At 72.1% G+C, this 10,530-nt stretch carries 9 protein-coding genes; 2 read left to right on the plus strand and 7 right to left on the minus strand.

Going from position 1 to position 10,530, the window contains the following annotated elements; genetic code table 11:
* Positions 1-8 precede the first annotated feature (8 nt).
* The 4 genes from FDO69_RS09305 to FDO69_RS09320 all read right to left on the minus strand — a co-directional run bounded on the left by FDO69_RS09305 (position 9) and on the right by FDO69_RS09320 (position 3,795).
* Positions 9-896 (minus strand): amidohydrolase family protein, encoded by an 888-nt coding sequence (locus FDO69_RS09305; RefSeq protein WP_104779260.1) that lies wholly within the window; start codon positions 894-896, stop codon positions 9-11.
* A 107-nt stretch (positions 897-1,003) separates the two neighbouring features.
* Positions 1,004-1,966, minus strand: coding sequence for a prolyl aminopeptidase (pip, locus tag FDO69_RS09310; RefSeq protein ID WP_104779261.1), 963 nt, complete (start codon positions 1,964-1,966; stop codon positions 1,004-1,006).
* Between the two features lie 81 nt (positions 1,967-2,047).
* Complete coding sequence (locus FDO69_RS09315; RefSeq protein ID WP_234387882.1) at positions 2,048-2,686, minus strand: ankyrin repeat domain-containing protein; 639 nt, start codon at positions 2,684-2,686, stop codon at positions 2,048-2,050.
* A 122-nt stretch (positions 2,687-2,808) separates the two neighbouring features.
* A complete protein-coding gene (locus tag FDO69_RS09320; protein ID WP_104779293.1) occupies positions 2,809-3,795 on the minus strand; it encodes a LacI family DNA-binding transcriptional regulator in 987 nt (328 codons plus the stop codon).
* 311 nt (positions 3,796-4,106) lie between these two features.
* Here FDO69_RS09320 and FDO69_RS09325 point away from each other — a divergent pair, with 311 nt between their 5' ends.
* Positions 4,107-6,161: a glycoside hydrolase gene (locus FDO69_RS09325; protein ID WP_104779262.1), complete on the plus strand. Its 2,055-nt coding sequence runs from the start codon at positions 4,107-4,109 to the stop codon at positions 6,159-6,161.
* 230 nt (positions 6,162-6,391) lie between these two features.
* On the opposite strand, the gene FDO69_RS42870 is transcribed toward FDO69_RS09325, so the two are convergent.
* The 3 genes from FDO69_RS42870 to FDO69_RS09340 form a co-directional block, all read right to left on the minus strand.
* Positions 6,392-6,562, minus strand: a complete 171-nt coding sequence (locus FDO69_RS42870; protein WP_159030600.1) for a hypothetical protein — start codon at positions 6,560-6,562, stop codon at positions 6,392-6,394.
* A 110-nt stretch (positions 6,563-6,672) separates the two neighbouring features.
* The gene (locus FDO69_RS09335; RefSeq protein ID WP_104779263.1) at positions 6,673-8,121 is read right to left on the minus strand and encodes a DEAD/DEAH box helicase; all 1,449 of its coding nucleotides are present in this window, start codon (positions 8,119-8,121) and stop codon (positions 6,673-6,675) included.
* A gap of 150 nt (positions 8,122-8,271) precedes the next feature.
* The gene (locus FDO69_RS09340) at positions 8,272-8,475 is read right to left on the minus strand and encodes a cold-shock protein (RefSeq protein ID WP_003991681.1); all 204 of its coding nucleotides are present in this window, start codon (positions 8,473-8,475) and stop codon (positions 8,272-8,274) included.
* A 346-nt stretch (positions 8,476-8,821) separates the two neighbouring features.
* On the opposite strand from FDO69_RS09340, the gene FDO69_RS09345 reads away from it, so the two are divergent.
* On the plus strand, positions 8,822-10,530 hold a 1,709-nt coding region (locus FDO69_RS09345; protein WP_159030601.1), incomplete at its 3' end, for an MMPL family transporter.

The following is a 10,530-nucleotide window of genomic DNA, read 5'->3' on the forward strand; positions in this document are numbered from 1 at the left end:
TCCGGGCCTCACAGTCCGAAGAGCTCCGCCGCGTTGTCGTGGCACACGGCCCGCAGCCACTCCTCCCCGAGGCCCAGCCGCTCCAGTGAGTCCAGCTGGTGCAGGTACGGATAGGGGATGTTGGGGAAGTCGGAGCCGAGCAGAACACGGTCGCCGGCGTCGGCCAGCCGGGGCAGGACACGGCGTGGGAGCGGCGCGAGCGCCTCGGTGAAGTCGGTGAACGCCATCGTCGTGTCCAGCCGCACCTCTCCGTACCGCTCGGCGAGGTCGAGGAACTCCTCGTACTCGGGCATCCCCATGTGCGCGACGATCAGCCTGAGACGCGGGTGCTCCGCCAGCACCCGCGCGATCGGCCCGGGGCCGGTGTGCTTGCCGGGCGCGGGGCCGGAACCGCAGTGGATCACCACGGGGATCCCGGCCTCGGCCAGCACCCCCCAGGCCGGCCGGAGGAGGTCGTCGGCCGGGTCGTACGCCCCCACCTGCACATGCGCCTTGAAGACCCGCGCGCCCGCTTCGACGGCTTCCCGGACGTACGCCTCGACGCCCGGCTCGGGGAAAAGGGTGGCGGTGTGCAGGCAGTCGGGCGTGCGGCGCGCGAAGTCGGCCGCCCAGCCGTTCAGCCAGCGGGCCATGCCGGGCTTGTGCGGATAGAGCATCGAGGTGAAGGCCCGTACGCCGAACCCCCGGAGGATCTCCGCCCGTTCGGCCTCCGCTTCCCGGTAGGTGATCGGCCACTCCAGCCCGCCGGTGAGCGGCCCGAGCGCGTCGAAGTACTCCCAGACCTTGCGCAGGACCCGCTCGGGCATGAAGTGCGTGTGCACGTCGACGAGGCCGGGGAGCCCGAGCCGCTCCCAGAAGCGGCGGACCTCGTCGGACTCGGCAGCGTGATCGTTCATGGTGCCCACGATCGGGCGGGGCGGGGCGGTGGGGCCAGTGCCGTGCGGGAGGGATCCGTGAGGGATCGGTCACGCCCGCGGTCTGCGCCTGCCCGGGAGTGGCCCCTTCAGGCGTTCCGGAACCGGTCCGTGGCCGCCAGTACCGCCGCCGTCGTGGAGGTCCCCGACAGGCCGTGCCCCTCGTCGCCGATCAGGACGAGTTCGGAGTCCGGCCACACCTGGGCCAGCCGCCACGCGACGTCCAGGGGACCGCTGATGTCCATCCGGCCGTGGACCATCACGCCCGGGATGCCGGCCAGCCTCCCCGCGTCGCGCAGCAGCGCCCCGTCCTCCAGGAACGCGGCGTGCCGCCAGTAGTGCGTGACGAGGCGGGCGAAGCGCATGCGCAAGCGCGGGTCGTCGTAGCGGGGGTCGGGCCGGTGCCCGGGCAGGGTGGAGACGTGCACGTCCTCCCAGCGGCACCACTCCCGCGCGGCCCGCTCCCGTACGGCCGGGTCGGGGTCGGCGAGCATCCGGGCGTAGGCATCGGCCAGATTCCCCTCGCGCTCCGCTTCCGGTACGGCGTCCCGGAAGCGGGCCCACTCCTCGGGGAAGATCCGCCCCATGTCCCGGGTGACCCACTCCACCTCGCGGCGCGTGGTGTTGGTGACGCTGAAGAGGACCAGCTCGGACACGGACCCCGGGTGCCGCTCCGCGTAGGCCAGTGCGAGGGTCACGCCCCAGGAGCCACCGAGGACGAGCCACTCCTCGATGCCGAGGTTCTGCCGCAGCTGCTCGATGTCGGCGATCAGATGGTGCGTGGTGTTGGCGGCGAGCGAGGTCCGCGGATCGGCGGCGTCGGGCGTACTGCGCCCGCACCCGCGCTGGTCGAGGAGCACGATGCGGTACGCCGCCGGGTCGAACAGCCGACGCCAGAACGGCCCCGCCCCGGACCCCGGCCCGCCGTGCAGCACGACAGCGGGTTTGCCCGCGGGGTTGCCGCAGACCTCCCAGTACACGCGGTCGCCGTCACCGACGTCGAGCATGCCGTGCGCGTACGGCTCGATGCCGGCGGGGTAGAGCTCTGCCATGTCGGATGTCCCCTCTCGCCTTCGTACCGGCTTCCGTCGGGTAACGCCCACTCGCCGGGAACCACTTGGATCGGTACGCCCCTACTTGATCTCGGCCCAGCCCTCGGGCGTCACCTTGTAGTGGTCCCCGTCGTCGGCGTCCATCCGCGAACTGGCGTGCACGTGCACGTAGTCCCTCTCGTGGTGGTACCGGAAGCCGCCCATCATCCCGACCACCGTGAAGACGACCCGCACGGTGGGCGCCTCCGTGAGGGGAGCGAGTGGCGGCAGCAGGTGCTCGATCTCCTCGAAACACCGGCCGGTCGTCTCCCGCATCAGGGTGTGGAAGTGGTGCTCCAAGGCATCGGTCGGTGCGGGCAGGGGCCGCACCGTGACCGGTTCGAGGAGCTCCAGCAGGTGCGTGTGCCCCCGCTCCCGGGCGATGTCGACCGGTCGGCGGCCGTCCCGGGTGAGCTGGGTGCGCCAAGCGCCGTGCGCGATCAGCCGGGACACCACGGCGAAGTCCGCGCCGTGCCAGGCGGCTTGATGCAGCGGGGAGAAGCCGCTGCGGTTCCCGGGCCGGGGCAGATTGACCCACTCCGGCCACCTTCCCAGCGCCTCGAAGAGCCGGACCCAATCGGCGTCCCGCGCCCTGTCCGAGAACTCGTCCCGCTGGTCCAGGTACCACTGGTTGAACCGCGCGCGGTCGGTGAGGCCGTCCCATTGCAGCAGCGTGATCACCGGTCCACGCTAACGGAGCCGGAGCGCGGCGTGGGCGGCACCGAGGGCGCGGATGAAACCGGCCACGGTCTCCCGTGCCGACGCGGTCCGACGGGAGGCATCGCCCCCGTGGTCCGAGTTCCTCACCCCGGCCTCCGCGCCGTACTCTCCCGCCGCACCAACCGCGTGGGCACCAACGTCGTCCCGTGTTCGGCCCCGCCCTCCCGCATCTTGCTGAGCACCCCCTCCACGCACAGCCGCCCCACCTCCGCGAAGTCCTGGTGGATCGTGGTCAGGGGCGGGAGGAAGGACGCGGACTCGGGGATGTCGTCGAAGCCGATGACGCTGACGTCGTCGGGGACGCGGCGGCCGCGTTCGTGCAGGGCGCGGAGCAGGCCCAGGGCCATCTGGTCGTTGGCCGTGAACACCGCCGTGCAGTCCGGCTCGTCGGCCAGCCGGAGCCCCGCGCGGTAGCCGGACTCCGCCGACCAGTCGCCGCGGACCAGGGGCGGCGGGGTGCGGCCCGCCTCGGTGAGGGTGGTGCGCCAGGCGTTGGCGCGGCGCTGGGCGGCGAAGGAGCCCTCCGGGCCTGCCAGGTGCCACACCGTGTCGTGGCCGAGGTCCAGCAGGTGCCGTACGGCGTCCCGCGCGCCGCCCGCCTGGTCGGTGTCGACGACGGTGTAGCGGTCGCCGGCGTCGGAATCGGCCACCACGACCTGCACACCGGGCGGCAGGGACACCGTCGCCGCGTCGAGCAGGTGGATCTCCATGATGACGATGACGGCGTCCACGGCGAGTTCGCCCAGCCGGGAGAAGGCGCCGTTCACCTCGTCCTGGGTGGGGACGGCCACGGGCAGCAGGGTCACGGCGTAGCCGTGCTCGGCGGCGGAGGTGGCGATGGCCTCCAGAGTGCGGATGTTGCCCATGGTGGAGAGCGAGAAGGTGATCACGCCGAGGGTGCGGAACTCGCCCCGGCGCAGTGCCCGGGCCGCGCTGTTGGGCCGGTAGCCGAGCTCCCGCATGGCGGCCAGGACCTGCGCGCGGGTGTCCTCGGTGACGCCGGGGAAGCCGTTGGAGACGCGGGAGACGGTCTGGGAGGAGACCCCGGCGAGCTGGGCGACGTCGGCCATGGAGGCGCCCTGGCGGGGGCGGGCCGCACGCCTTCTCGTACGGCTCGTGCCGCCCGGCTCGCTCTCGCCGTTCACCGTGCCCACCTGCCCCTCGCTTCCCTCGCAGCGCACCGGGCGCGGATTTCGGTCCGGAACGAGTCCTTGACCCCTGAGATTCGGACAGTGTAGACATCCCGCCAGTGGATGTTTACGTAAACATTGCCTAGTCGAAACCGTACGAGAAGGCGCCGAACCCGTACCAGTCGCACCACGTAGGCCCCGATCTCTGCGTCCGCCGGGACGCGGCACGCAGAAGAGCTGGAGTACTCGAGATGGCACACCGCACCCGTAAGAGAAGGCTCCTCGGGGCCATCGGCGTCACCGCCGTGGCGACCGGAACCCTCCTGGCCACGACGACCCTGCCCGCCGCGCACGCCGAGCCGGCTCAGGCCGCGGCCGCCGGCGTCACCGTCCGGCCCGACCCGTCCTACTCGGGCGACAAGTTCGAGGGCTGGGGCACCAGCCTGGTCTGGTTCGCCAACGCCACCGGCGACTACCCGCCCGCGGTCCGCGAGAAGCTCTACAAGCTCCTCTTCGGCGACGACGGTCTGAACCTGAACATCGCCCGCTACAACATCGGCGGCGGCAACGCCCCGGACGTCAAGGACTACCTGCGCGCGGGCGGCGCGGTCGAGGGCTGGTGGAAGGCCCCGGCGGGCACCACCCGCGAGGACGTCGACTGGTGGGACGCGAACGACCCGGCCGACTGGAACAAGAACGCGGACAAGACGCAGCGCTGGTGGGTCGACCGCATCAAGAAGGACATCACCCACTGGGAGACCTTCAGCAACTCCCCGCCCTGGTTCATGACCGAGAGCGGCTACGTCTCCGGCAACTTCGACGCGGGCAAGGACCAGCTGAAGCCCGAGTCGGTCGACGACTTCGCCCAGTACCTGGTCGGGGCGACCGAGCGGCTGGAGAAGGCGCACGGCATCAAGGTCGACACCCTCGACCCCTTCAACGAGCCGAACACGAACTACTGGGGCACCAAGCTCGGCCCCGACGGCGAGCCGGTCGGCGGTCGCCAGGAGGGCGCCCACATCGGCCCCGAGCTCCAGCAGAAGGTGATCCGCGCCCTGGCGCCGGTCCTGAAGAAGTCCCGGTCGCACGCGGAGATATCCGCGATGGACGAGACGAACCCGGGCACGTTCGCGACGAACTGGAACTCCTACCCGCAGGAGGTCCGCGACCTCGTCGGCCAGATGAACGTCCACACCTACGGCACCGGCCAGCGCACCACCGTCCGCGACCTGGCCAAGGCCGCCGACAAGCCGCTGTGGATGAGCGAGGTGGAGGGCGACTGGGGCGACGGCCAGAGCTTCACGGACATGCGGCCCGGTCTGGGCCTGGCCCAGCGCATGGTGGACGACCTGCGTGAACTGGAGCCCAAGGCCTGGGTGTTCTGGCAGCCCGTCGAGGACTACGACAACATGAAGCCGGGCGGCGAGTCCGCCAAGGGCGGCAACTGGGGCGAGATCCAGCTCCCGTTCAGCTGCACCTCCAAGGACACCCTGAAGTCCTGCCCCGTCTACACGAACACGAAGTTCGACACGGCCCGCAACTTCACGCACTTCATCAAGCCCGGCGACCGGCTGATCAAGACCGACGACACGTCGAGCACGGCGGCGATCTCCCGCAAGGGCGACGCGGCGACCGTCGTCCACGTCAACAGCGCCACCGAGGCGCGCGAGGTCACGCTCGACCTGTCGAAGTTCGGCCGGGTCTCGTCCCGCGCCACGGTCACCCCGGTGGTGACCAGCGCCGACGGCAAGCTGGACAAGCAGAAGCCCGTCCGCGTCTCCGGCAAGCAGGCCACGCTCACCGTGCCCGCGCAGTCGGTGACGTCCTTCCTCGTCAAGGGCGTCTCCGGTGTCGCCGAGGACGCCGCAGAGCTGCGCAAGGGCCACACCTACCGCCTCACCGGCGTCCAGAGCGGCAAGGACCTCACCATCGCCGCCAACGGCACCGGCCTGGTCATCAAGGGCGCGAACGCGAACGACCCGAGCGGCCGGCAGTGGCGGGTCGAGCAGGTCCGCGGCTCGGACAACCGCAAGCGGTACGTCCTGACGGAGACGGCGTCCGACAAGCGCCTGGCCGTCCGTGACGGCGCCCTGGTCGCCGAGCCGGACGAGGGCCGCCGCGACAGGGCCACCGAGTGGATCACGTCCACGACCGGCGACGGCACCTGGACCCTCGTCAACGCCGCCACCGGCCAACTCCCGGACGTCTCGGGCCAGTCGACCAGTGACGGCGCCTCCGTCGGGTTGTGGCAGCCCAACTCCGGTGCCAACCAGCGCTGGAAGGTGACCGACGTGACGAGCGGCTGACCCCTCCTCACACGGCTCGCCCGGACGCCCCCGTGCGCCGTCGCCCCTGTGCGACGGCGGGCGGGGGCGTTCCGCGTCGGGCCTTCAGTGTCCTGCGTGGTGGCCGGTCACGGCGGGTGCCGGGGGATCCGTCTCGATGACGTGGGCGGCCATGCGCAGTACGCCGGTGACGGTCTTGCCGAAGGGGGCGACCTGCTGCACACCACGTCGCAGTACGGCACCGTCCAGACCTACGACCCCGCCACCGGCACCAGCCGCTCCGGACGGCCGGCCTCAACCAGCGCCTGGGGATCGCGGTCCGTCCCGACGGCACCCTGGTGGTGGCCGAGACGGGCGCCGGCCGCGTCCTGGCCGCCGACGCGACCGACGCGATCACCGTCCTCGCCGAAGGCCTCGGCCACCCCGTGGACGTGACGTTCGACGCGGACGGGCGTTGCTACGTCAGCGACGACCGGCGAGGGTCCGGGACCGGGCGGGCGCTGACACCTGGGCACCGCTGCCCGGGACCGGTTCAGCGGCGGCGGCCCCGGGACGGCCTGCTCCGCCGCCCGTTCGGCGCGGAACCCGTGCGCGCGGCGGGCTTCTCGGGGGCCGGCGGGGCGATGACGACGGGCACGCCCGAGGGCTCCTGCGCCCCGGTGATACGGCTCAGTTCGGCCTCGCCCGAGCGGACCCGGGTGATCTGCGGGGTGATACCGGCGTCGGCCATCAGCCGGGTCATCTCGCGCCGCTGGTGCGGCAGCACCAGCGTGACGACGGTGCCGGACTCCCCGGCCCGCGCGGTGCGGCCGCCCCGGTGCAGGTAGTCCTTGTGGTCGCCGGGCGGGTCCACGTTGACGACCAGGTCGAGGTTGTCGACGTGGATGCCGCGGGCGGCGACGTTGGTCGCCACCAGGACCGAGACCTGGCCGTCCTTGAAACGGGCGAGGGTCCTGGTCCGCTGGGACTGGGACTTCCCGCCGTGCAGCGCCATCGCGCGCACGCCCACGGCCAGCAGCTTCTTGGCCAGCCGGTCGGCGGCGTGCTTGGTGTCCAGGAACATGATCACGCGCCCGTCGCGGGCGGCGATCCGGGTCGTGGTGGCGTGCTTGTCGTCGTCCTCCACGTGGAGCAGGTGGTGCTCCATGGTGGTGACCGCGCCGGCGGACGGGTCGACGGAGTGCACCACCGGGTCGTGCAGGTAGGTGCGGACCAGCCGGTCGACGTTGCGGTCCAGGGTGGCCGAGAACAGCATCCGCTGCCCGCCCGGGCGTACCTGGTCGAGCAGGGCGGTCACCTGCGGCATGAAGCCCATGTCGGTCATCTGGTCGGCCTCGTCGAGGACGGTGATGTCGACGTGGTCCAGCCGGCAGTCACCTCGGTCTATGAGGTCCTTGAGGCGTCCGGGCGTGGCGACGACGACCTCGGCGCCGCTGCGCAGCGCGTTCGCCTGCCGGCCGATCGGCATGCCGCCGACCACCGTGGCGAGCCGCAGCCGCAGCGCGCGGGCGAAGGGGGCGAGGGCGTCGGTGACCTGCTGGGCCAGCTCGCGGGTCGGCGTGAGGACCAGGGCGAGCGGCTGCCGGGCCTCGGCCCGCCGCCCGTCGACGCGGGCCAGCAGGGCGAGCCCGAAGGCGAGCGTCTTGCCCGAGCCGGTGCGCCCGCGGCCGAGCACGTCCCGGCCGGCCAGGGAGTTCGGCAGGGTCGCCGCCTGGATCGGGAACGGCGCGGTCAGCCCCTCGGCGCGCAGCGCGGCGAGCATCCGCTCGGGCAGGTCGAGGTCGTCGAACGCCTCGACGGCGGGCAGCGCCGGGGTGAGGGTGGCGGGCGGTGCGAACTCCTGGCTGGGGGCGGGGCGGCGCCCGCCGCGGCCGCCGCCGGACGGACGGGAGGCGGCGCCTTGGCCGCCCGCCTTTCGGGCCCGGGACCCGCTGCCGCGGGAGTGGGGGGAGCCGTTGTTCCTGCGAGCCGTACGGTCCATGGGGAACCTTCCTCGATGCGGCACGCGTCGAGGAATGCGCGGCGGCACCGCAGTGCCACAGGATTCGCAAGATTTGAGCCGGAGTAGACAAAACGAGCCGAGGCCCGCACCGCGAGGGTGCGGGCCCCGGTCAGGGCATGCGCGTACGCGTCAGGCGGGAACGATGTTCTCGGCCTGCGGGCCCTTCTGGCCCTGCGTGACGTCGAAGGTGACCTTCTGGCCTTCCTGGAGCTCACGGAAGCCAGAGGTGGCGATGTTCGAGTAGTGGGCGAAGACGTCCGGGCCGCCACCCTCCTGCTCGATGAAGCCGAAGCCCTTTTCCGAGTTGAACCACTTGACGGTACCGGTAGCCATATGAATCTCCCTTGAGGGCAGTACTCAGGGCCCGCACCTTGCGGACCCGTAGTCGCCGAAATGATCACCCTAAGGAGATCCGAGAATCCTCGGACACAAAAAAGAGTGCTCGTCGACAAAAGGTCGAAAGAGCACTCGAAGTCTCTGGGAACCAAAACTGCAACGCCAGCCAAGGTAGCACAGGCCGGGTCGGAAAGCTCGGGAATCTCGTACCCGGGGTGGACCGGCCACCCCTTCGTACTGCGTTCCGAGTACCGGAGATTGTCGGCAGCCGCACGACGACGGGACAGTCCCCTCACGGAGAGGCTCGGTGGACGTCCGACACCAGATGTGGAGACCTCCTGCCGTGGCAACTTTCCTGTATCGAGTGGGCCGCCTGGCCTTCCGGCGACGCTGGTACGTCGCCCTGGTCTGGGCGGCCGTCCTGGCCGCCGTCGGGCTGGGCTCCCTCAAGGCCCCGGCGGCCGGCGACGAGGGGTTCTCGATGCCCGGCATCGAGTCCCAGAAGGCGTTCGACCTGATGGAGCAGCGCTTCCCCGGGGCCACGGCCGACACCGCGACGGCCAGGGTCGTCTTCATCGCGCCGAGCGGCGAGAAGGTCACGGCCGCCGGGAACAGGAAGGCCGTCGAGAAGACCGTGGCCGAGCTCGGTGACGGCCCGCAGGTCGCGAGCGCCGTCGACCCGTTCCGGGCGAAGACGGTCAGCGAGGACGGCAGGACGGCCTTCGCCACGGTCACCTACAAGGTCGGCGCCAACGACCTCACCGACGCCGGCCGCGGCCACCTGGAGCGGACCCTCGACCAGGCCCGGGACTCCGGCCTGACCGTCGAGGCGGGCGGCACCGCGCTGGCCGCCGAGGGCGGGCCGGGCGGCGCCGCCGAGGTGATCGGCGTCGCGATCGCCGCCGTCGTCCTCCTGGTCACCTTCGGTTCGCTGGCCGCCGCCGGGCTGCCCCTGCTGACGGCCGTCGTCGGCGTCGGCGTCAGCATGGCCACGATCCTCGCCCTGTCCAGCGCCCTCGGCCTGTCCACGACCACCGGGACCCTGGCGATGATGCTGGGCCTGGCCGTCGGCATCGACTACGCCCTGTTCGTCGTCTCCCGCTACCGGGAGGAGCGCGCCAAGGGCCGCACGCCGCAGGAGGCGACGGCGCTGGCCGTCGGAACGGCCGGTTCCGCGGTCGTGTTCGCCGGGCTCACCGTCGTGATCGCGCTGGCCGGGCTCGCCGTGGTCGGCATCCCGATGCTCACCAAGATGGGGCTGGCCGCCGCGGGCGCGGTGGTCGTCGCCGTCCTGATCGCCCTCACCCTCGTCCCCGCCCTCCTCGGCTTCTGGCCGAACGCCGTCCTCACCCGGAAGGCCCGCAGGAGCGGCCGGATCGAGGAGAGCACCGAAGCAGGCGCCGGCACCCGCTGGGCGCGGTTCGTGCTGCGCCGCCCCATACCCGTCCTGCTGCTCGGCGTCGTCGGCCTCGGCGCCCTCGCCCTGCCCGCCGCCGACCTCCAGCTCGGCATGCCCGGGGACGAGGCCAAGCCGGTCTCCACCACCGAGCGGCGGGCCTACGACGCGCTCGCCGACGGCTTCGGGCCGGGCTTCAACGGGCCGCTGGCCGTCGTCGTGGACGCCAAGGGCACGGCCGACCCGAAGGCCGCCGCCGGCACGATCGCCAAGGAGATCGGCGGCACCGAGGGCGTCGTGTCCGTCTCCCCGGCCCGCTTCAACGCCGCCGGCGACACCGCCGTCTTCTCGGCCGTGCCCGCCACCGCGCCGACCGACGAGAAGACCAAGGACCTGGTCACCACCATCCGCGACGAGCGACCCGGCATCGAGTCCGGCGCCGGCGCCACCTACGAGGTCACCGGCACCACCGCGATGAACATCGACATCGCCGAGAAGGTCCAGGCCGCGCTGATCCCGTACCTGGTCGTCGTGGTCGGCCTGGCGATCGTGCTGCTGCTGGTGGTCTTCCGGTCCCTGCTCGTCCCGCTCAAGGCGGCCCTCGGCTTCCTGCTGTCGGTGCTGGCCTCCCTCGGCGCGGTCGTGGTGGTCTTCCA

The sequence above is a fragment of the Streptomyces tibetensis genome (genome assembly GCF_007655005.1).
Lineage (GTDB): Bacteria > Actinomycetota > Actinomycetes > Streptomycetales > Streptomycetaceae > Streptomyces > Streptomyces tibetensis.